The sequence below is a fragment of the Anaerohalosphaeraceae bacterium genome (assembly GCA_035378985.1).
Taxonomy (GTDB): Bacteria; Planctomycetota; Phycisphaerae; order Sedimentisphaerales; family Anaerohalosphaeraceae; genus JAHDQI01.
On the sequence record DAOSUR010000002.1, the window covers coordinates 265419 to 286687 of the forward strand.

General features: G+C 51.3%; 16 protein-coding genes. 10 read left to right on the plus strand and 6 right to left on the minus strand.

Annotated features, from left to right (window positions below):
* Nucleotides 1-13: 13 nt before the first annotated feature.
* From PKY88_03395 to tsaD, 5 genes are all read right to left on the minus strand, one after another.
* Nucleotides 14-1798, minus strand: a complete 1785-nt coding sequence (locus PKY88_03395; GenBank protein HOQ04244.1) for a hypothetical protein — start codon at nt 1796-1798, stop codon at nt 14-16.
* Nucleotides 1799-2032: 234 nt separating this feature from the next.
* A complete protein-coding gene (locus PKY88_03400) occupies nt 2033-2575 on the minus strand; it encodes a phospholipase D-like domain-containing protein (GenBank protein ID HOQ04245.1) in 543 nt (180 codons plus the stop codon).
* Nucleotides 2572-3447 (minus strand): NAD(P)H-hydrate dehydratase, encoded by an 876-nt coding sequence (locus PKY88_03405; GenBank protein ID HOQ04246.1) that lies wholly within the window; start codon nt 3445-3447, stop codon nt 2572-2574. Before PKY88_03405 ends, PKY88_03400 begins: the two co-directional genes overlap by 4 nt.
* Nucleotides 3431-4219 carry a nickel pincer cofactor biosynthesis protein LarB gene (larB, locus tag PKY88_03410; protein ID HOQ04247.1) on the minus strand — a complete coding sequence of 263 codons (789 nt, stop codon included), beginning with the start codon at nt 4217-4219 and terminating at the stop codon, nt 3431-3433. Before larB ends, PKY88_03405 begins: the two co-directional genes overlap by 17 nt.
* Nucleotides 4220-4222: 3 nt before the next feature.
* A complete protein-coding gene (gene tsaD, locus PKY88_03415; GenBank protein HOQ04248.1) occupies nt 4223-5257 on the minus strand; it encodes a tRNA (adenosine(37)-N6)-threonylcarbamoyltransferase complex transferase subunit TsaD in 1035 nt (344 codons plus the stop codon).
* 147 nt (nt 5258-5404) lie between these two features.
* On the opposite strand from tsaD, the gene PKY88_03420 reads away from it, so the two are divergent.
* Both PKY88_03420 and PKY88_03425 read left to right on the plus strand, forming a co-directional pair.
* Entirely contained in the window at nt 5405-6589 is a 1185-nt protein-coding gene (locus PKY88_03420) for an HRDC domain-containing protein (protein ID HOQ04249.1), read from the plus strand.
* A gap of 43 nt (nt 6590-6632) precedes the next feature.
* Nucleotides 6633-7340 (plus strand): hypothetical protein, encoded by a 708-nt coding sequence (locus PKY88_03425; protein HOQ04250.1) that lies wholly within the window; start codon nt 6633-6635, stop codon nt 7338-7340.
* 20 nt (nt 7341-7360) lie between these two features.
* On the opposite strand, the gene PKY88_03430 is transcribed toward PKY88_03425, so the two are convergent.
* Nucleotides 7361-8599 carry an MltA domain-containing protein gene (locus PKY88_03430; protein HOQ04251.1) on the minus strand — a complete coding sequence of 413 codons (1239 nt, stop codon included), beginning with the start codon at nt 8597-8599 and terminating at the stop codon, nt 7361-7363.
* 202 nt (nt 8600-8801) lie between these two features.
* Between PKY88_03430 and PKY88_03435 the strand changes: the two genes are divergently transcribed.
* From PKY88_03435 to smc, 8 genes are all read left to right on the plus strand, one after another.
* On the plus strand, nt 8802-9464 hold the full coding sequence (locus PKY88_03435) for a glycine zipper 2TM domain-containing protein (protein ID HOQ04252.1): 663 nt from the start codon (nt 8802-8804) through the stop codon (nt 9462-9464).
* A gap of 60 nt (nt 9465-9524) precedes the next feature.
* Nucleotides 9525-10847 carry a homoserine dehydrogenase gene (locus tag PKY88_03440; protein HOQ04253.1) on the plus strand — a complete coding sequence of 441 codons (1323 nt, stop codon included), beginning with the start codon at nt 9525-9527 and terminating at the stop codon, nt 10845-10847.
* Complete coding sequence (locus PKY88_03445; protein HOQ04254.1) at nt 10844-12037, plus strand: cofactor-independent phosphoglycerate mutase; 1194 nt, start codon at nt 10844-10846, stop codon at nt 12035-12037. Before PKY88_03440 ends, PKY88_03445 begins: the two co-directional genes overlap by 4 nt.
* A gap of 43 nt (nt 12038-12080) precedes the next feature.
* Complete coding sequence (locus tag PKY88_03450) at nt 12081-12899, plus strand: lipopolysaccharide kinase InaA family protein (protein ID HOQ04255.1); 819 nt, start codon at nt 12081-12083, stop codon at nt 12897-12899.
* Between the two features lie 96 nt (nt 12900-12995).
* Nucleotides 12996-14180 carry a hypothetical protein gene (locus PKY88_03455; GenBank protein HOQ04256.1) on the plus strand — a complete coding sequence of 395 codons (1185 nt, stop codon included), beginning with the start codon at nt 12996-12998 and terminating at the stop codon, nt 14178-14180.
* Between the two features lie 38 nt (nt 14181-14218).
* Nucleotides 14219-15757, plus strand: coding sequence for a hypothetical protein (locus tag PKY88_03460; GenBank protein HOQ04257.1), 1539 nt, complete (start codon nt 14219-14221; stop codon nt 15755-15757).
* Between the two features lie 175 nt (nt 15758-15932).
* The gene (locus PKY88_03465) at nt 15933-17588 is read left to right on the plus strand and encodes a flagellar basal body P-ring protein FlgI (protein ID HOQ04258.1); all 1656 of its coding nucleotides are present in this window, start codon (nt 15933-15935) and stop codon (nt 17586-17588) included.
* Between the two features lie 70 nt (nt 17589-17658).
* On the plus strand, nt 17659-21237 hold the full coding sequence (gene smc, locus PKY88_03470; GenBank protein ID HOQ04259.1) for a chromosome segregation protein SMC: 3579 nt from the start codon (nt 17659-17661) through the stop codon (nt 21235-21237).
* Nucleotides 21238-21269 lie beyond the last annotated feature (32 nt).

A 21269-nucleotide genomic window follows, 5' to 3' on the forward strand; every position in this document is an offset into this window, starting at 1 on the left:
AAAGGGTTCTTTTTTACAGGACAAAAGTCTGGCTGTGCTGCTTGCGAAGGGCTTTGTTCAAACTCTTCAGAAAATATTTTTCTACAACGGCCTCCCATCCCATATGGCTGGCCAGTTCGTAGCCGCTGTGAAGCAGCCGGTTGAATTCATCGTCATTTTTCGGCAGTCGAGCACAAATTTCCAGAGCCACTTTCTCGCTCACTTTGTACTCAATCTGGTCGCGGAACTCCCGGTCAATCTGAAGCAGATCCTCCAGGGCCATCCCTCTTTGCCCGTTCAGGTTTGTATAATCCACTTCAATCACATTTGGAACTTTTTGGCCGCCCGTGACCGCACGGACAAATCCCGCACAGCCGCACAGACTGGTCACAACACACAATCCCCCAAAACACAGCGGCTCCAGCTGCGCAATGCCGAACGGCTCATAGATGCTTTGGCCGAACTCTACGTCGGTTCCTTTGCGGATGTCCATAAACTCCATATCATACGGCATCCGATGTCCGCAGCACTGCCGATTAAAGCCGAACTGGTTGATGAAAATCACCTTGATATTGCGGCTCCGCAGGTTAAACTCCTGCACGCCGGCATAATAGGCCGCTTCCCCGCCGGACAGGTCCGGCATCCCTTCGCGATGGGCTGCGGGCCAGTGATAATCCGCCTCCATCTGATAAATGTCGCGATCTCGGCGTTTGTGGGTTTCCGTGCTGAGCACAAGAAGCACCGCCGTCTTGTTAAGTGTACGGAATTCCCGATCCAGATGCTCCAGCACACGCAGGTCGCGCCACAGCCCTTTGCTGATAACCAGTCGCGTCACATGCGTGAAAATAAAGTCCGGTTTCCAGCCGAGCAGATTTTCGCAATACTGCCGCAGCCGATTGCGGGATTCATATTTCTCCGCCAGCCCGATCTGATAGGCCGGGATGCCGTTGTAGGTCAAATCAATGTCGGCCAGATTAAACTCCGGCGCCAAAAAACGCAGTTCATCCACGACACAATCCCCAACCGCCAGGATGTTATCGCAATGACGGGAGGCCTCTACCAGAGCGTATTTGAAAAAGTGACTTTGATCTCCGAAAACATCGTTGACATACAAATCCTGCTCACGGGCCTTGCGGAGAACATTGTAGAACATTGTATCGTGCCCGCTGTGGCTTTCCACAATCCGGCGCATCGGAGCGACTTCATGGGCATAAAAGACCGTCTTAAAATCATAGGGGTCGAGAATGCCGGCCAAAGCCGTCGGAATCCCCATAAACTCGTGAGCAACCAGAACAGTAGGAATCTCCTTTTCAGCAGCCCCTACAACGCGAAGGGTTTCTAATGCAGGAAGTGCCAGGCGAACATACTGTTCATATTCCCACAGGTTCTCATACAAATCGCTTCGGATGCCAAACTCCCGAAACATAGCCCCCTTGAATTGATTGACCGGATTGGGGTCCATTCGGGTGACATCGATGAGAATGACTTCCGGCGTGCTCTTGATATGGGTCATCGGGTCCAAAAAGACCCGCCGGCCGTAAACAATATCTACATTGAACTGGTCTTCAATTCGCTGGAAGCCGGCGGCATAACTGCTGCGTGTTCGACCGTCCAATGAGGAATACAGGACTTCTCCGCCCGGCCCCAAACGAGAATCGACCCCTTCATCCCGAAAGAACAGCGGACTGATTAAGATCGTTCTGCCCGCGGCGTTCAGGTAGTTTTGGCTGGTAAAAAGCCCCTCCAGGACAGCCCCTATACCCCCGATTTTTTCAATGGCCTCATGGGTGATGTGAACAATCGTCGGACGCTGGTTCATCGTTTCACCTCGTTTCTGCCTTTCCTATCCAAAACAAATCTCCCGTATAAAATATACCAAATAATTTCAGGATGCAAAAACAGCATATCCATATTTTTACTGATATACTAATCGGAAAAATCCCCGCTCTTCCTCAATGCCCTTTTCTTTTTTTTATTATCGGATGTTTCCTTCGAAAGGTTCAGCGAAAAACACAAGATACTCCTGTTGAATAGTGCCTATAACGGCTGGTGTTTATCTTTTTTGGTCGTTATCCAGGATTTCGCTGAATTCACAGCAGTAATCTTTTCTTCCGCAATTCGGACAAAAATCTCCCCGCCAGACGCTGTCAAACTGTTCCATCATTTTCCCCAGCAGCTTAGGCTCGTTTGTGATAATTCCGTTTTCGAAGTTCCTGCGATTGTCTGCCTTGCCGCCCATTCCAGCTCCTGTCAAATTCGCACTGCCGAAATACCCGAAGAGTCCGTCCACAATCACCATTTTGAAATGGACCCGTGGACAAAGCATTCGCTCCATTCCCTGCAGAAGAACAGGATAACGGTCAAAATCCATCTGGAATCGTTTGCCGGGCTCTTTCGCATGAAGCAGACGAATCGAGACGCGTCTGTGAGCCAATTCGGCAAGAATTTTTAGAAAAGGAATCCATTTCCCCCGCAAGAGGATATGTAAATCCTTTATGTCGCTTGTGCCTAACCAGAGGAAGGATTTGGCGGAAGGCACTTTTTCCAGCAATACTTTTTCATATAGACTTCGGTCGGTTATATATTCGAACGTCATCGGGGTTGTCTCTGAAGGAAGTGTTGAAATGCTGCCGGAAGATATTCAATCACGTCCATTGCCGTCAAAGAGATTTCCCCCTTGTCTTGTGCAGCCAAATCGCCGGCAAGACCGTGTATATAGACACCGAGGACAGCCGCATCAAAATCCGTGAGTCCCTGCCCAGCCAGAGCCGTGATAATCCCGCTTAAAACATCCCCCGAACCGGCCGTGGCCATTCCGGGATTTCCGGTCGTGTTCACGTAGTATCGTTCAGAATCTGCAACAATGGTTCCTGCTCCTTTGAGAACCACTGTACTGCCGACATGTCGTGCCATTCGGCTCGCCTGTTCGATACGCTCAGTCGGTATCGGTTCACGAAACAGCCCCCTCCAAAGGCGAGCGAATTCTCCGGGATGCGGAGTCAGAATCATTGATGCTTTTCTATTGGACGGCCAGTTGCCTGCAGCACCCAGAATATTCAGTCCGTCCGCATCCACAATAAGCCGTACATTCGGCTTGGCAAGCAGATGAAGCAGCACTTCCCGCGTTCCGGTTCCTGTTCCCACGCCGGGACCGAAGCAAATCACATCGTTTTCTTCAGCAAAGCGATCGAGGAGTGCTGATGCAGTCACATCGATGCGGCCTAAAGGATCTTCCGGCAGCCCAATGGTCGTATAACAGGGATCCAGAGAAGCCGCTATCGGCTGAATGGATTTCGGGACAGCTGCGCGGACCAGACCTGACCCGCTGCGAAGGGCCGCTTTGGCCGCCAGGACGGGGGCTCCGCTAAAGCCCACAGAACCGCCGATGATGAGAACCTTCCCAAAGGTTCCTTTGTGCCCGTCACGGGGCCGCGGGGCCAGATCAGGCACCTTATTGATTTGATTCATTGTTTTCCTCAGCAGGTCTCATTTTTCGATGCATCAGACAGGCTGCCACGGCAGCCCCAAAACCGTTATCAATATTCACGACGGTAATGCCTGCCGCACAACTGTTTAACATCGTCAAAAGGGCTGACAATCCTTCAAAAGCGGCCCCATAACCCACGCTTGTAGGGATGGCAATCACCGGACAGTCCACCAGCCCCCCTACCACGCTGGCTAAGGCCCCTTCCATGCCGGCTGCTACAATTACCACATCCGCCTTTCGAATCTCATGAATGCAGTTTAAAAGCCGATGCAGGCCGGCCACACCAACATCACAAAAAAGCTTTACTTGGCTCCCAAATAATTCTGCCGTCACACGGGCCTCGAATGCGGCCGGCAAATCTGCTGTGCCTGCCGTCACGACAGCAATATAGCCGGGCCGATAAAGTATCGGTTTTTGCACAAGAGCAATCGTCTTTGCCTGTCTGTCATAAGAAAGACCTTTGCCGGGAAAGCCCTCGCTCACAAATGCAAAGACTTCCTCTGAAGCGCGGGTAGCCAGTACGTTATGCCCTGTCTGGGCCATTCGCAGAAAGATTTCCCGAATTTGCTCTTTTGTTTTAAAAGGGCAGAAAATCACCTCCGGAAAACCGCAGCGGAGAGAACGATGATGGTCAATCTGGGCAATTCCGATGTCCTCAAAAGGAAGACGCCGGAGCTTCTCGACGGCCTCCTGGATAGAAATCCGTCCGGTTTTTACATCTTCCAGTAAGGTTTCTATGGTTTTCACATCCATGAGTTAGTCCAGAGATGCTTTGGGTTCCAGTGTCAAATCAGCAAAAAGTCCTGCTTTGTATTTAGGATAGGCCAGAGCGGCCACCATGGCCGCATTATCCGTACAGAGGGGTTTCGATGCTACGAAAAAGGCCAATCCGCGATTCCGGCAAAACGCTTCCAGGGCGGTCCGCAAGGCGTTGTTGGCGGCCACACCACCGCCGAGCAGAACCGTGCGGGCCCCTACTCGTTCAATCGCACGACGTGTCTTTTCAATCAGTACGTCAATCACAGCGGCTTGGAAGGAAGCGGCAATATCTGCAACTTCCTGCCGACTCATCAGATGCGCTCGGTTCTGGCCTTTCATATCTTGCCCCTGACAATAGTAAAGGACGGCTGTTTTCAGACCGCTGAAAGAGAAATCAAGCGAATTTTTTTCCATCAGAGAACGGGGAAAGCTGATGGCGTTGGGATTGCCTTCGCGGGCGATTTTTTCGATTGCCGGACCGCCGGGGTATCCTAAATTCAGTATGGAAGCAACTTTATCAAAAGCTTCTCCGGCAGCATCATCAATGGTGGTTCCCAGAAGCTGCAATTGGACAGAAGAGCAGACTTCGTATAAGTTCGTGTGACCGCCGGAAACAATCAGGGCGACTGCGGGCAAGTCGATGACTTCACAGTTCATAAGTGCTGGCTGCAAATGTGCATGCACGTGGTTGACAGCGATGAGCGGCTTGCTCCATGCCCAGGCAAGGGTCTTGGCGGCTGTCACACCAACCATCAGCGCGATGGACAGGCCGGGCTGATTGGCGACGGCGACGGCAGAGATATCATCAGATGTAAGTCTTGCATCTTCAACAGCTTGCGAGACAACCGGAAGGATGTGTTCTACATGCGCACGAGAGGCCACTTCCGGGACAACGCCGCCGTATCGGCTGTGAAGATGGGCCTGGGAGGCGACAACAGAGGAAAGAATATCTCGGCCGTCAGCGACAACTGCGGCAGCGGTTTCATCGCAACTCGTTTCGATACCGAGGATTATAATCCGGTCTTTTTTCATCCTGTTTTTGCTTTTATTCTTTACACCGTAGCGGGTTTGGGTGATTCTGTCAATCGAAATGACAATTCTTGACAACAGCTGTCCGTCAACCTACAATTCTTTTCAAATTTGCCGCCTTACAAAAAGTGTATACATCAACGACAAAAAATGTATATAGAGCTGCCCTTGGAAACACAGCGGATATTCAGCTTTGAGTATGTTCAGAATGCACAAGCACTTACAGCAATGCTTGAGCAAATTCAAACTGCAAGCCGTCTCGCCCTCGACACAGAAGCGGACAGTTACCATCATTACTATCCAAAAGTTTGCCTAATTCAACTTTCGACGGAGGATTCACATTTTATTGTTGACCCGCTTGCCGACTTTGAACTCAAAGCCTTTTTTGAGATTCTCTGTCAAAAGAATCTTGTACTCCACGATGCCGGCTATGACTTGCGGATGCTGAAGGCATCATTTGGTTTTGAGCCGAAGGGCGAGATATTTGATACAATGCTGGCGGCACGGCTGATTGGGCGGGAGCATGTCGGTCTTTCGGATTTGCTGGCCGACTTTTTGGGAGTTCAGGTCCATAAGAAAAATCAGCGGGCTGACTGGTCAAAGCGTCCACTGTCTGATGAACTGCTGAAGTACGCTATGGACGATACATGTCATCTGCTGGAGCTCGCGGATATTCTGTCTGGCAAACTGGCCGAACTGGGTCGGCTCGAGTGGCATCGGCAGAGCTGCCGCTGGTCGGTTCGCTCGGCTCTCCAGCCTGCAAAAAATAACAATAATCCGGATGAAATCTGGCGGATTGCAGGTGTCAGCCGTCTTAAGCCCAAAGAAATGGCTTTCGTAAGGGAACTGTGGCACTGGCGGGAAAAAGAAGCCCAAAAGGCGGATGTTCCCCCCTTCCGAATTATGTATCCCAAACAAATGCTGGCCTTGTCCGTATGGGCGGCGGCACAAAAGAAAAAGATTGAAATCGACCCGCATCGACTTCCCCGAAGCTGTCGAGGAGAACGTCTGGCATCGCTGAAGCGTGCCATTGAAAAAGCATCTCAGCTGTCTCCGGAAGAGTGGCCGGACCGCAAAAGACCGCAAACCGGACATCAGCCCAGTTTCGAACAGCAAAGCCAGATTGAAATGCTGCGAAAGAAGGTTGTACAGATTGGAGCGGCTCTGAATCTGTCGCCGCAGTGGATCGCCCCGAAGGCAACACTCACCAGCATCGTCCTGCGAAAACTGAATACGCCGGAGAAAATCATCCAGTCCAATCTTCTGACCCCCTGGCAGGCCGAACTGCTCGCCGGTGCCCTCGAAGAGGCGTTCGGGGAAAGCGGCCGTCTGTAAACGGGAAAAAGTTGTTTCCGGAAACTCAGGAAGGAGGAGAATTATGAGTCAGGAAGGAGCGAAAGCGGAGAAACCGAAAAAGTTTTTCTCATTTTTCTGGAAATTGCTGCTGCTTCTTTTCGGGATGGGGCTTTTTGTATTGGGGATGCATTTTGCATACAGCGGTCTGAAAATTCACAAAAAGGTGCAGCAATTGTCACGGCCTCTTCTGGAGACCGATGTTGATTTTTCCGCTCCGACTGAATATACCTTTTCCCTACCCGCCGTTGAGTATTATTTTCATGGGCTCGGCCTTGGACTGGAGGTGAACGTGCCGGTGCCCGTTCAAGAGAAGGCATGCCTGAAGGAACTCCAATGCACTGCAATTCTTGTCAAGGGAAACGGAGAACCGGTAGGCACGTTGGATTTGAATGAAAACAACTTCTTCGTTTACAGCGACTATGAGCCCCTATTAGGAACCATTTCTTTTCAATCTCTGGAGTACTTCCGTGGGTACGAGGCGGAAAACAGCCGACTGACTCTGAAGGTGATTCAGGGGGCTGATGGACTAAAGGGCTGCAGGCAGCGGCTGACTGTTTTCTACCGCCTGTGCGGATTGGAGAAGCAGCTTGCAAGCATCTGTGCATTTTTTGCTGCTATCCTTAGTACAGCCGGATTGGGCATCGCTATACCGCTCACGCTCCATCTTTGGAAAGCAGCAAAAGAGCACACCAACCCCTTCAAAGATCCGGAACTCCTTGAACGTTTTTAAACGCTCTGTTTTTCTGCTGTTTATTTTTTGACAGGCAGCAGCGGGCTTGAGGGCTGAGGAACGGAAGACTGCTTCACAAAGAGATAATACAACTGCCCTTCCTCATACGTCTGCCCGGCCATCTGCCCGGCCTGGTCGCCGATGCCCATATACACATCGCAGCGTCCGGGAGCCCGAATGGCTCCGCCTGTGTCCTGGTCCAAAGCAAACCCGGTATAAGGGGCCTTGAGAATCCGGGTGCCGGCCGGACGCGGCAGAACGGTCTTCAGGAAAGCCAGGCAGCCGCGGGGATAAATCGACTTATCCGTGGCTATCGTCCGCAGCGGTGTGACCGGCTCGTTCAGGCTTCCGCGAGGATTGCCCTGCTCGATTCGGAAAAAGACGTACCGAGGATTGCGGTAGACGTATTTGTCAATCTGGTCCGGATGTGCCTTGAAATAATCAATCATCGCTTTCAGACTCATTCCGGAGGCGGGAACCACTCCATCCCGAATCAGTTCCTGAGCTACGCTGTTGTACTCATGTCCGTTGTTGGCGGCATAACCGAGCGTAACCTGTTTTCCGTCCGGCAGGCGAAGAATCGCTGAGCCCTGTACGTGAGCAATATAAACTTCAAATGGGTCCGCCAGCCAGGCAACCTCCTGTCCCTTGAGCATGCCGGTCTGTTCAATCTCCCGCCGGGAGGGATACGGTACAATCGAACCATTCGGCATTTTCCGCCCGAGTATTTCTCCGTTGGGACCCTTCACCAAATCCTCCGGCTGCTTGTAAAGCGGATAGCGGTATCGTGAATCCGCCGTCAGAGAACCCTCAAAAATCGGCGTGTAATAGCCGGTAAAGAGCACCGTTCCCCTGTCATCGCACCCAACAGACTGGTAGAAGTCAAACCGTTCTAATATCGCATTTTGAAGGGCTTTGCCCCGCAACCCCTGATCCAGCAAATCCGCCATCGTCTTCAGAGAATCAACCGCCATCTGATGAGTAATCTCCCCCTGCGGAAAGTATTGTTTGCTGGACGGCTTCGACAGATAACTCAGACTATGGTCGATGGCTTTTCGCAAATCGACCGTGTCGTAACAGGCCAAACTGATATCCGGAATCATAGCCGGGTCCGTAATTTTTCGAAGAGCATATTGTCCGGGCGGCAGCTGCCGGTCATACTGCGGGGCCTCCAGTTCCCTCGCTGTTTTACATCCGTTCATCAGCAAAACCGCTGCTACAATCCCTGCTGCTGCAAACAGCTGTCTGCAAAGATTCATATTCTCTCCATGAATTTGTTCTTTATTAACTTTCAATTTCCCAAAGAGTTAAGGATACTACCTTTCCGAGGTTTTTTCGTCAAGTCCTTTCTATAAATCGCCCTCCGCAGGGGAAAACCTTGAGAGAAAAAGATTGACAAAAAAGCTGCTTTCCGGACAATACAGGAAAAAAATAGCCGGTTTTTCGAAAGGAATTCAAACCATGAGACTGTTCATAACGGCAGGATGTGTAGTGTCTTTGGTTCTTCTGAGCGGCTGCACCAGCGGAGAGGGGTATTACCGCAAGGATTACGACTATTCAAATGTCCAAAAGATTGCCGTGGTGGATGTCATCGGTCCGGTCGGGGGAGAGGCCGCCCGCAATCAAATTGCCGACTTTTTTGCGATGGAGCTTCTGAAAAAGGGATACTCCCCGATTGAACGGGCCCAAGTACATGTGCTTCTGAAGGAACAGGAGTTTCAGGCCTCTGCAATCACCAGCAGTGAGGATGCCGCCAAAGCCGGACGAATTCTGAATGTACCGGCGGTGCTGATTGTCAACATTCCCAAATTCGGCGAAGACATTCAGATGACTGCAAAAATGGTGAATGTGGAAGACGGCAGCATTCTGTGGATGTCCACCGGCAAGGGGAAAGGCGGGAAAACCCTCGGCACGATCGTCGGAGCGGCTGCCGGTGCGATTATTGGGTATGCGGTGACAGGAGAGGATGACAAAGTTCTCGGGGCCATCGGCGGAGGCGTTGCAGGCGGAGCCGCCGGCAACCTGCTGACACCGGATGAGGCGGAAAAGATGCTCGAGATTATCCGGAAAGTCTGTGAAACCCTGCCTTCCAGACAGGTCCGATATCAGAAAATAAAAGATTAAGTTCCTCACTGTGCTAACCCTACCGACCGCCGCTGAATCTGCAAAAGAAAAGGATTATCGATGGAAGAAACGAAACTCCGAGTGGGCTTAATCGGCTTTGGAACCGTAGGAACGGGAGTGGCCAAGCTGATTCTGGAAGAGGCCGATGCCATAGCTGCTCGAACCGGAGTTCGACTGGAACTGGCTTGCGTCATTGACAAAGACACAACTACTCCTCGCCGGATTCGACTCCCGGAAGGGCTTTTAAGCGACAATCTCGACCGTCTTTTGAATGACCCGAGCATCGCGGTTGGAATCGAGCTTGTCGGAGGCACAACAGCCGCCCGCCAAATCCACCACCAGCTCCTCTGGGCAGGCAAACATATTGTAACCGCCAATAAGGCCCTTCTGGCGGAATACGGAGAGGAGCTGTACAGCGCCGCCGTGCAGGCAAATCGATGCATCGGTTTTGAGGCCAGCTGCTGCGGGGGAATTCCGATCATTTTGGCGATTCGAAGCGGTCTGGCCGCCAATCGGATTCTGGGACTGTACGGCATTTTCAACGGGACCTGCAACTACATCCTCAGCAAGATGACGAAGAGCGGTTCCGATTTCAAAACGGTCCTGGCAGAAGCGCAGTCCAAGGGATATGCCGAGGCGGATCCGACGCTTGATATTAACGGAACCGATACGGCTCATAAACTGGCGATTCTGGGCGGGCTGGCTTTTGAACGCAGAATTTCGATGAGCGATATTTATGTTGAAGGCATTGAGCGGATTGAAATTGAAGATATTCGCAATGCCCGGGAGATGGGCTATGTTATTAAACTGCTGGCGATCGGCCAGATGAACGGTGATGGAACCCTTTCGTTGCGGGTCCATCCGTCACTGATTCACGAAGATACCCCTTTGGCGGCTGTGTCAGGGCCCTTCAATGCCGTCAGTATCCACGGGCACGCCGTCGGACGGACAATGTTCTATGGGCGCGGTGCGGGAATGATGGCCACAGCCAGTGCCGTTGTTGCCGACTTGATTGAAATCGGACTGGGCTCTGTCCAGCGGACATTCCATTCAATTCCGATGGTCTCCGGCAGACAGAAGACTATTCCTATTAAGCCCATCGATGAAATCGAGTGCCGGTTTTATATTCGTCTGATGGCCAAAGACGAGCCCGGCGTAGTGGCCAAATACGGGCGGATTCTGGCCAACCACAAAATCAGCATCCGCGGAGCCATACAGCACGAAGGGCGCGGACCGGAAAATACGGTGCCGGTTGTGATTACAACCCATCCGACCCTCGAACGAAATATGTTTAATGCACTGGATGAACTGAGCCGCCTGAAGGTCATCAGCGGCCGGCCGGTGTGCATTCGCATTGTTGATATTCCGGAGGATTCGGAATGACCGCCAAATACGTGATTATTGTACCGGATGGGGCTGCGGACAACCCGCAGGAAAGTTTAGGCGGCAAAACGATTTTTGAAGCTGCCGATATTCCCAATATCAACAAAATCGCCCGCCAGGGCAAACAGGAAATTGTTCACACCGTTCCCAAAGGAATGCAGCCCGGCAGCGACGTGGCAATGATGAGTCTGCTCGGATATGACCCGAAGACAAATTATACCGGACGGGCTCCCATCGAGGCCGCCGCCCAGGAAATTCCTCTGGGTGAGTCGGATTGGGTATTCCGCTGCAATTTGGTTACCACAGCGGACGAAAAAATGGTGGATCACAGCGCGGGCCACATCACCACAAAAGAAGCGACCGCCCTGATTCAGGAATTCGCTGAACTCGTCGATAATCCTGCCGTACGGTTCTATCCCGGCGTCAGTTACCGGCATTTGTGTGTCATCAGCGGACAGGACTTTACTAAGGTTACCACCTATCCCCCGCACGATTATCTGGGCCAGAAACTGAGCAAAATCATGCCCAAAGGGAAAGGGGCCGATTTGCTGAAAGAAATGATGGCCAAATCTCAGCAGTTTTTTGAAGACCATCCAATCAACAAAGTGCGGAGGGACCTGAAGGAAAATCCTGCTACAACCATTTGGCTCTGGGGCCAGGGGCGAAGGGCCTATCTGGAAAAATTCCAGACAAAATATGGAAAGACCGGTGCCGTCATCACGGCGGTGGATTTGGTTCGCGGACTGGCCAAGCTGGTTGGTTTTGACCTAATCCAAGTACCGGGTGCAACCGGTTATCTGGATACCAATTATGCCGGCAAAGGGGAAGCCGCCATTGAAGCCCTCGACAAGTACGATCTTGTACTGGTTCATATTGAAGCCACCGATGAGGCCGGGCACAACGGCAATCCGCTTCAAAAAAAGAAAGCCCTCGAAAATATCGACAAGTTCATCATCGGGCCGATTTATGAAGCCATTCAGACGTTCGAACAGTGGCGCATCCTTGTGATGCCGGACCACCCGACCCCCTGCGACATCCGTTCGCACGTCGGAGAACCGGTTCCTTTTGCCATGGCCGGCAGCGGCATTAAGAACATCCTCGACGCCCCATTCAGCGAACCGAACAGTTTTGAATCAGGTTTTGAGATCGCCTGCGGCGCGGATTTGATGGAATATTTTTTGAAGTTATAACAGAACCCAAATAATGTTCGCTCCTCTGAGGAGGTTTTTACGATTGCATACGCTGACCAGGCAGAAGGGGCTGAGAGAATACCGCCTTCAACATTTCGCCGCTGAAAAACCGGGCAACGCTGCTTTTGAGCAGCTCTGGGACATGCCGCTGACCCCGCTGGATCAGCCGAATCGGAAAGAATCCGGTTTCAGCCAGGTATTTCTGTGGAAAGCGGAAAGAGGAAACTTGATTGTCAAAAGGCAATCCGACTATTTCAGCCGGACATTGCTTCATCCGCTGAGAGGCATTCCGACTCTTCAAAGGGAATTTGAGAATCTGCTGCTTCTGGAGCGGAAAGGAATCGCAGTTCCCCGACCGCTTTATTTCGGCTGCCGCCGCAAGGACGGACATACGCAAGCCGTTCTGATCACCGAATATGCGGACGGTTTTCTATCTCTGGAGACACTGCTGTCTCAGTGGGCCCATGAACGGCCGTCTCTGCTTTGCCGAAAAGAAATGATTGCCGCCGTCGCCGCTGCGGTTCGAAATCTTCATCAGCATCGAATCTCTCATCGTCATTTGGTCCCCAAGCATATTCTTTTAAAACCGGACAGTGCACCGATTCGGGTCATTCTGATTGATTTGGAGGCAGCGGAGCCGTTCCGTCCTTTTCGAAAAAACCGGCAGGCGGATTTGGCATCTTTGAATAATCGCTGCCGTTTTGTGAGCCAAACCGACAAACTCCGGTTTTTATTTTCTTACCTTGAAATCTCAAAATGGACCCCTTCTGCCAAACACTTCGCACGAGAAATCCTTCGAAAGACTTATCAGAAAAGCCGAAGCTCCCTTCAAAAAAGCACAAACAGGATGTCTTGTGTATAGAACATTTTTTACAGTTCTTCTCCAAAGAAACCTTTGGTTTTCTGTCGGCCGCAGCGATAGAATATCCGTAGAAAATGAAAAAGTGAGAGGTCCGGGATGGGCGGAAAATGGATATGGATATGCTTGTTTGTCGGCGGTCAGGCCGTCCTCACAGCCGATACCTTCCGGCATTTAACGGAGAAGAATGTTGTTTTTCATGGGTATGTGGCTGCTGTGGATGAGAACGGACAGGCCGAAGTGCAGACGCAGGAAGCCGGCATTCAAAAAATCAATCTTTCCACTTTTGAAATACAGATAAATCAGGAAGGACGCAATCGGCTTGTGCCGGTGCTGTCCATCTCGGATGAAATCGCCTACGAGATTGAGACAGCCGCCTTTGAGGAAGCGATTCAAAAAGAATCCCGTCGAGGTCCCCTTTTTATTCTTATTGAAATTGACACTCCCGGCGGACGTGTGGATTTAACCCGCCGGCTGTGTGCCGCCATATCTGAACTTCGTTTTTGCCCGACGGTTGCCTTCATTAAAGGCGAGAAGAATCTGGGTGCTTATTCTGCGGGGACAGCTGTTGCGCTGGCCTGCGATAAGATTTACATGGCCCCCAATACGGCGATGGGTGCGGTCACGGCTATTGTGGAAACCGATGAAGGTTTTAAGACGGAAAAAGAGGTGTACGGGGAAGCCATCGGGGAAAAATTCGGTTCGGCCTGGAGGGGATATCTGGCTGCTTTGGCTGAAAGGAACAATCGCCCGGGGATTCTGGCTAAAGCCATGGAGAATATGGATATCGAAGTTCTGGAGGTTCGTCGGGGCAATCAAAACCTGTTTATTGAAGCCAAAGATAAACAGCCGGGTGATCAGGTCATAGAAATCTTTTGTAAAAAAGGGGAACTGCTGACCTTGACCCCCGAACGGGCCGTTCGCTGCGGAATGGCGGAGGGAATTGCAGATACCCGAAGCCGCCTGCTGGCTGCCTTAAATGCCTCGGATGCCCGGGTTGAGGTTAATCAGGATATTCTCAAGGCCCGAGAAGAACTGGAATTGGTGATTAAGCGTTTTAACAGACTGATGGAAAACCTCGACCTGCGATTTAAGGAATTAAGCGCCAGGCAGAATATGAATCGGGCGGAGGCCTTAAAAACCCTTCAGGATATTCTTCGACAAACCGAATCACTGGTTCGTCTTAAGCAGAAATATCCGGATGTGCCTGTGAGTGAAGAAAAGGTCATCCGATTTCGCAATACGGTAAAAGCCGAGTATGAAAGCGTTCGAACCATGCGTTAAAGCCGGCCGGACAGACGCAGAGAAACATGGAGGTCATTATGAAAACAAAAAGTCAGGTTTTTCTTGCATTTTTAATGCTCATTTCCGCACTGTCCCCTGCGGATACGTTCAAACACCGTACGACAGGTGAAACGTTTACGGGTTTTCGAACCCATAAGAAATCTGTTGGAAAAGTTCTGGTGTTCAACGCCGCTGCAAACAAAACCATTCCGATGGATTTAAGTGATTATGAAATCACACGGGATGACCAGGGACGGAGGGATTCCGTGATGGTCATCAAACTGGAACAGCCGGAAGTCCTGATTTCTGAAGCAGTAGCTCAGGAAGCCGCCCAAATGATCCTGAAAGCCGCAGATCAGGGCCCTAAGGGAATTATTATTCAAATTGACCTTCCCGGCGGACAGGGAGGACCAATGCGTCAGATTGCCGAAGCCATCACCACAGCCCTGGACAACACCGGCTGTCGGGTGGCTGCCTTCCTGTCGGGCGGTCAATACGGAGGCGCTTTTTCGGCAGCGGGCGTAGTGGCTCTTGCCTGTGAGAAGATTTATATCGCCCCTACGGCCGCAATGGGGGCTGTAGGGCCGATGGGCAGCGGAGGCATAAAGACAGACGATGAATATCTCCAAATGCTTCAAACGTATGCTCCGGACACGCTGGCTTCATTCAGTGTCTATGCAGCCACCCTGGCTCAGCGAGGCAATCGCCCCGAACTGCTGGCCCAGGCCCTGATCGACAAGCATTTATCCATTGCAGAGGTTCGAACCCCGGACGGCAAACTGTCTGTTGTGGAAATCTCCCGCAGACAGGAAAATCAGGCCGTTGTACGGATGATTGCGGAAGGATTGCCGGAAACGGCCTCTGCCGGCGGTTCCCCGCTTCGTTCTGTGGGCAAACTTCTCTCACTTCCTTCTGCGGAAGCCGTTCGCTGGAAGTTGGCTGACAAACAAGCCGCTTCACTGAGTGAGGTCCTTTCTGATATGGGACTGAGTGAAGTCCCTGTTGTAAATGTGGGCGGCCTGTCAAGCACAATTCAAAAATTCACCACAGCCAAGAAAAATCTCGATCAGCTGCTTGCCAAGATTCAGGCAGAGGAAGACCGCGTCAGCACGCTGGAAAACCATCTGAATACCCTCGAAGAACTGGCCATTAAAAGTACTGTCACCCGTGAGGTGACTCGCGGCGGTCAATATGAAAATTACCGTCGCGGAACGGTACGGCTGATTGACTCGGACCGACTTTGGGATCGTTATTATAATGAAAGAGACTCGGGAAATACCGATATTCCGCTGCAGGACCGCTACGGCCGTGAGATAACGACCCGTGAGCGTTCAGGTCCGCAAGCTCGCGAAAAGGTTGTGGAAGAGCAACCCACCGGAAATATTGACGATATTCGGCGTCAATTAATTGCTCTTACTGCCGAAATGATTGCTGACTACCAAAGGGCTATCGGCTTGGCCCGTCGCTGGCCTGGGGCCCTGCCGGCGGGTATTTCTTTGGAAACCCTCCAGAAAAATCTGCTCTCTGCCCAAACTCTCCTGACCATACAGCAACGAAGATTAATGCAGGGATACTGATGCAAAAAGAAAGACCGCAGGCCCAATCTGTTGTGTCTGCGGTCTTTCTGAATAAATAGAGTTTGTGCTTGACGCTACGGGTGCTTTTATCTATCCTATTTTACCATTCCCATCGATTTGGAAATAAAAAACGAGATAAACAGCCTTTTTTTGCCTGTTTTATCGAGGGAGTATTATGAAAACAAAAAAACTCTCTGCTTTCTGCCGGCGGCAGCTCGGTGCAGCCTCCCTTTTGATGCCGGTTTTTTTGTTCAGCTGCGCAACAGAACAAAAACCAGCGTTGCCGCTCGAACAGCCCGTAGATTTAAATAAAACTATAGGAAACCTTGCCGACCTTTACCAGTTTAATGCGATTGAAGTCCGCGGATTCGGGATAGCAGCGGGTTTAAACGGGACCGGCTCCTCTGAATGTCCGCCGGCACTGCGGGCGGAACTGGAAAAATACATTCGCCAACAGCTTCCCAAAACAGGCGGTCTAAGCCCCAGGCAGTTCATCGACAGTCCTAATACAGCTGTTGTAGAAATCAACGGCACAATTCCTCGTCTTGCGGAGAAAAAGGAAACCTTCGACCTGCTGGTTTTTCCAATCGACCGGACGACCGCGTCTTTGGATGGGGGATATGTTTATACAGCCCCTCTCAAAGAACGCAGCACCTTCGTTCGTTACGACCAATATGCAAAGACTTTTGCCTCCGCCCACGGCCAATTGTTCCGCAATAAACTGGATCAGGAGAATGCTTCCAACTGGTACCTGCTTGGAGGCGGAACAGTCGAAAATGAGGCCGCCCTGTCTTTGGTTCTGCGGGAGCCGTCCTTCCAGGCCGTCAATGTTATTCGCAACCGGCTGAATGAGCGTTTCGGCCCGGATACGGCAACAGCGGTATCTTCTTCAGAGATTTCCCTGAAAATACCGCCCCGTTATCGGGAACAGAAAGAACGTTTTCTTTCTATGGTTCATAAATTCTACTTAATGAATGAGGAGGCGGCGGTCAAACGCCATATAGAAGGTCTCTTAGAGAAGTTGAAAAAAGAAACTGACAAAACCGATGCAGAAATCGGTTTGGAAGCGGTCGGAAAGAGAGTATTAAATCGATTGGCGCCCCTGCTGGGTTCCGCAGATGACAAGATTCGTTTTCATGCCGCCCGATGTATGCTGAATCTTGGAGATGAAGAGGCCCTGTCTGTTATGGAAGCCTTTTCCAAAGATACGAACAATCCTTATTGTCTTGCGGCTCTTGAAACGATTGGGCTGACGGTTCGCCCCCGAAAATCAGAACCGATTCTTCTTCGGGCGGCCTCCAGTGACCTTCCGGATGTGCGGTTGACTGCCTACAGACAACTGGAAAGAATCCAGAGTTCCTCCATTTCCCGCAATCTGATTGCAGATAGTTTTGTCGTGGACAGGGTTTTCTGCAGCGGACGCCCTCTCATTTACGTCTTTCGCTCCGAAGCACCCAAAATTGTCCTTTTCGGCAGTCCCATTCACTGCAAACCCGATGTCTTCCTCCAATCCGAGAATACAGGGATTCTTCTGAATGCCAAACCCGAGGATAAAATGATCGCTGTATCCCGAAGGCATCCCAATCGTCCCCGACTGATTGGGCCGATTTATTCAAACCGTGAATTGTCCGCCTTGATTCGGACACTCGGAGAAAGCGCTGATCCGAGCGATAATCCGAAAAAACAGCCGGGTCTGGCGGTGCCCTATCAGGATATTATCCTTCTGCTCAAACAGTTAGCGGAAAACAAAATGGTGGATGCGGAATTTCTGGCCGGCCCTATGACTCAGGCGGGTTCTTTCTTACAGAAAACGGCACAAAACGACCGATAACTGAGAAAGAAGAAGCCTTTTATTAAGACATATTGGACAGAAGATATCGGATAAAGAGGTATATGGAATAATGAAGTTAGAAAAGGTTGTCATCAATGGATTTAAGAGCTTTGCGGACAAAACTGAACTTCAGTTTAACCAGCCGATTACAGGCATTGTCGGCCCCAATGGATGCGGGAAAAGCAATGTAGTGGATGCTATCAAGTGGGTTTTGGGCAGCCAAAGCCCGAAAAGTTTACGAAGCGGCCAGATGGCCGATGTGATTTTCAGCGGTTCCAGCAGCCGAAAACCCAGCGGAATGGCAGAAGTTTCCCTCCACTTTTCCGGCGGGCAGACTTTGGGGCTGGAGCAGGATGAATTGACCATCACACGACGTCTGTTTCGCAGCGGAGAAAGTGAGTATCTTCTCAACGGAAAATCCTGCCGTCTTCGCGATATACGCAATCTCTTTTTGGATACAGGCGTCGGCGTCAGTGCTTATTCGATTATTGAGCAGGGCCAGATCGACCAGCTGCTCCATGCCTCCAAGGTAGACCGTCGGATTATTTTCGAGGAAGCCGCAGGGATCAGCCGATTCAAAGTGCACAAAAAAGAAGCAGAACGAAAACTCGAACGGGCGGAACAAAATCTGCTCCGATTGGCCGACATCATCAATGAGGTCCAGCGGCAGCTGCGGAGTATCAAACTGCAGGCCGGGAAGGCACGCAGCTTTCTTGAATACACCCAGCGACTCAAAGAACTGCGCATCCGTTTTTCTCTTGCTGAATTTCACAAATATAAAACCCAGCAGAAGGAAAAAGAACAGACTCTCGGCCAGTGGCAGGAGCGTTTTGCACAAACCGCTGCGGAGGTGTCCCGTCTGGATGCAGCCGAGAGCCGTCTGCACAGTCAGCTCACCCAGGCCGAGGCGGAAATCGGCCGCTGGGACAATACCCTGATTGCCGCTCGCAGCCGAATTGAACAGCAAATAGAGCGCATTCGTTTCCTGAAGGACCGACTGTCTGAACTTCAGAAGAGAAAAAACGAGGCGAACGAGCAGGTTCGCACCATCAGCCGCCAATGCTCTCACTTTGTGGAAAGTATTGAGACACTTCGAGAAAAACTGCAGGCTGGAGAAGGACGTCTGCACGAACTGAATCAACGGATGCAGCGGCAGGAGGAAAAGATTCGCCAAAGCAGCCGGTTTTATGCGGAACTTCAATCACAGCTGGATGATGAAAAGTCCGGCATTCTCGACATCGTTCGTCGAACGGCTCAGCTGCATAACGAAATCCAGAGTCTGAATACGTATCGAAATAATTTGTCCGGCCAAAAGACCCGTCTAAGCGGAAAGGCGGCCCAGGTCCAGGAGCAAACAGCTGTATGGCTTACGGAAAAAGCCCAGCTTCAAACACGTCTGGAAGAGATTCAAAGTGTCCTGCGGCAGCTGAATCATACCTTATCGGAGCAGAAAGCATCGATGGAAGCCGTCGGTCAGGAAGAGGCTCTGCTGCGAAAGAGTCTCGAGCAGCTCAAGGAACAGCGAAGCGGACTTACGGCCGAACGAAATGTTCTCCGAGAGATGGAAAACCGGCGAGAGGGGCTCAATGAAGCCGTGAAAACCATCCTCGACCGATACCGTCACAATAAGCAGTCCGGCCTGATTGAGGGAGTTCTGGCGGATATTCTTCATACGGATGTAGAATATGCCCCGGCTGTGGAGGCCGCCCTCGGGCCCGCTCTTCAGGCCCTTCTGGTCAATGACACGCGGCAATTTCTCGATGAAAAATCCATTTATTCCGACCTGAACAGCCGGCTTCAGGTGCTTTGTCTGGATCGCTTTGAGCCGTTCCGGGATTTTCTGGATGTTCGAGAAATGAACGGAGTTCGTGGCCGGCTGATTGAATTTGTCAGTTTTGAGGAGCAGTATGCTCCCCTCTGCTGGTCGCTGCTGGGGAAAGTGCTTCTTGTAGATTCTGTAGAAACGGCTTTGGATTTAGCCGCCCGGCTGGACCGAGAATACCAATTCGTCACGCTCGGCGGACACCTTGTAAGCAACGGAATGCTTTTGTCTGTGGGGCCGCTGAATCAGTCTGCCGGTGCGGGGCTGCTTTCCCGCAAAAGCCGAATTGAACAGATTGAATCTGTACTCAACAACCTGCAGGAACAGATCAGCCGACAGGAGGAACATCTGCAGCAGGCCGATCAGAAATACGCTCATCTTTCGAAGGTCTGTCAGGACCTTCGCACGAGCATTTATGAGGCAACTGCGGAACGGGTGGATACGGAGTCGCGTCTGCGTCTGATCGAACAAAATCTCAAACGGCTGACGGACGAACAGCCCCTGATTTTCGAAGAGATGAAGCAGCTGGAGGAAGAAATTCAGCAGTCTGTCCGGCGTGAGCATGAATCACAGGGCAAACTGAAGGAATTGGAGGAGCTGAACCGCCAGCGGACGGAACAGATTGCCGCTCTTCAAAAGTCGCTGGACGAGAAAAAAACAGAGCTGGAAAAGGAGACGGCCGCTCTGACGGACTTAAAGATTCAGTACGGGCAGGCCGTCGAACAGCAGAAATCCATTCATCAGCAGATTTCCTCGCTTCAAAGTCAGCTGCAGCACAGCCGAATAGCTCTCCAAGCTGCCCGGACCGAGTTCCACAGCAGTCAAGAACAGATTGTACAAACGGAACGGGCTGTGCTGAAGACCGAATCGGAGATGAATCGTCTATATTTGGAAAAGGAAACAGCTCAGAGGCAAAGCCGTCTCCTGCACAAACAGATTGAAGCCCTTCAGGCCGAACAGAAGGAAAGTGAACAGCGCCTTCGTCAGAGCCGGCGGGTTCAGCAGGAGATTGAAGAGTCGATTCACCAGATTCAGATTGATCTGGGGCAGATTCAGGTGCGTCAGGAAGACCTGATTCAGCGTGTTCGGGAAGAACTTCAGATGGACTTGGCTGCTCAATACGAAACCTTCCGGGAGGAGCAGACCGACTGGGAAGCCGTTCAGGAAGAAATCCGCCAGCTGCGGGAAAAGATTGAACGGTTGGGACACGTGAATGTGGAAGCCATCGATCAGCAGGAAGAACTGGAGAAGCGGGCAGCTTTTCTTAGTGGTCAGGCCGAGGACCTTCAGCAAAGCAAGGCCCAATTGATGCAGCTGATTGAGCGAATCAATCGGGAAAGCCGGGAAAAGTTTGCCGCCACCTTCGAGCAGGTGCGAACCCATTTTCAGCAGATTTTCCGGAAACTGTTCGGCGGCGGCAAAGCGGATATCTTTCTCGAAAATCCGGAGGACCTGCTCGAAAGCGGCATTGAAATTGTCGCTCGCCCCCCCGGAAAAGAAACCCGAACCATCAGTCTGCTCAGCGGCGGCGAAAAGACAATGACGGCCATTGCTCTGCTGTTTGCCGTTTTTCAAAGCAAACCGTCTCCTTTCTGTGTTCTGGACGAAGTAGATGCGGCTCTGGATGAGGCCAATAATGAGCGGTTTAACCTCATTGTTCAGGAATTCAAGCAGCACAGTCAGTTTATCATTATTACACACTCCAAAAGAACCATGAGCATCGCAGATGTTCTTTACGGCATTACCATGCAGATGCAGGGGGTCAGCAAAAAAATCAGTGTTCAGTTTGAAAGCATAGAGAAGGCCGCAGACACAGCAGTGGCCTGACCGGATGCTGAACGCAAAAAGTCTTGAGACAC

Excerpts from the sequence above, each read along its gene's own strand:
- PKY88_03445 (HOQ04254.1), top strand. The coding sequence starts at position 10,844 with ATGACCGCCAAATACGTGATTATTGTACCGGATGGGGCTGCGGACAAC.
- PKY88_03400 (HOQ04245.1), bottom strand. The coding sequence starts at position 2,575 with ATGACGTTCGAATATATAACCGACCGAAGTCTATATGAAAAAGTATTG.
- PKY88_03460 (HOQ04257.1), top strand. The coding sequence starts at position 14,219 with ATGAAAACAAAAAGTCAGGTTTTTCTTGCATTTTTAATGCTCATTTCC.
- PKY88_03465 (HOQ04258.1), top strand. The coding sequence starts at position 15,933 with ATGAAAACAAAAAAACTCTCTGCTTTCTGCCGGCGGCAGCTCGGTGCA.
- PKY88_03425 (HOQ04250.1), top strand. The coding sequence starts at position 6,633 with ATGAGTCAGGAAGGAGCGAAAGCGGAGAAACCGAAAAAGTTTTTCTCA.
- PKY88_03420 (HOQ04249.1), top strand. The coding sequence starts at position 5,405 with ATGTATATAGAGCTGCCCTTGGAAACACAGCGGATATTCAGCTTTGAG.
- PKY88_03435 (HOQ04252.1), top strand. The coding sequence starts at position 8,802 with ATGAGACTGTTCATAACGGCAGGATGTGTAGTGTCTTTGGTTCTTCTG.
- tsaD (HOQ04248.1), bottom strand. The coding sequence starts at position 5,257 with ATGAAAAAAGACCGGATTATAATCCTCGGTATCGAAACGAGTTGCGAT.
- smc (HOQ04259.1), top strand. The coding sequence starts at position 17,659 with ATGAAGTTAGAAAAGGTTGTCATCAATGGATTTAAGAGCTTTGCGGAC.
- PKY88_03440 (HOQ04253.1), top strand. The coding sequence starts at position 9,525 with ATGGAAGAAACGAAACTCCGAGTGGGCTTAATCGGCTTTGGAACCGTA.
- larB (HOQ04247.1), bottom strand. The coding sequence starts at position 4,219 with ATGGATGTGAAAACCATAGAAACCTTACTGGAAGATGTAAAAACCGGA.
- PKY88_03395 (HOQ04244.1), bottom strand. The coding sequence starts at position 1,798 with ATGAACCAGCGTCCGACGATTGTTCACATCACCCATGAGGCCATTGAA.
- PKY88_03430 (HOQ04251.1), bottom strand. The coding sequence starts at position 8,599 with ATGAATCTTTGCAGACAGCTGTTTGCAGCAGCAGGGATTGTAGCAGCG.
- PKY88_03405 (HOQ04246.1), bottom strand. The coding sequence starts at position 3,447 with ATGAATCAAATCAATAAGGTGCCTGATCTGGCCCCGCGGCCCCGTGAC.
- PKY88_03455 (HOQ04256.1), top strand. The coding sequence starts at position 12,996 with ATGGGCGGAAAATGGATATGGATATGCTTGTTTGTCGGCGGTCAGGCC.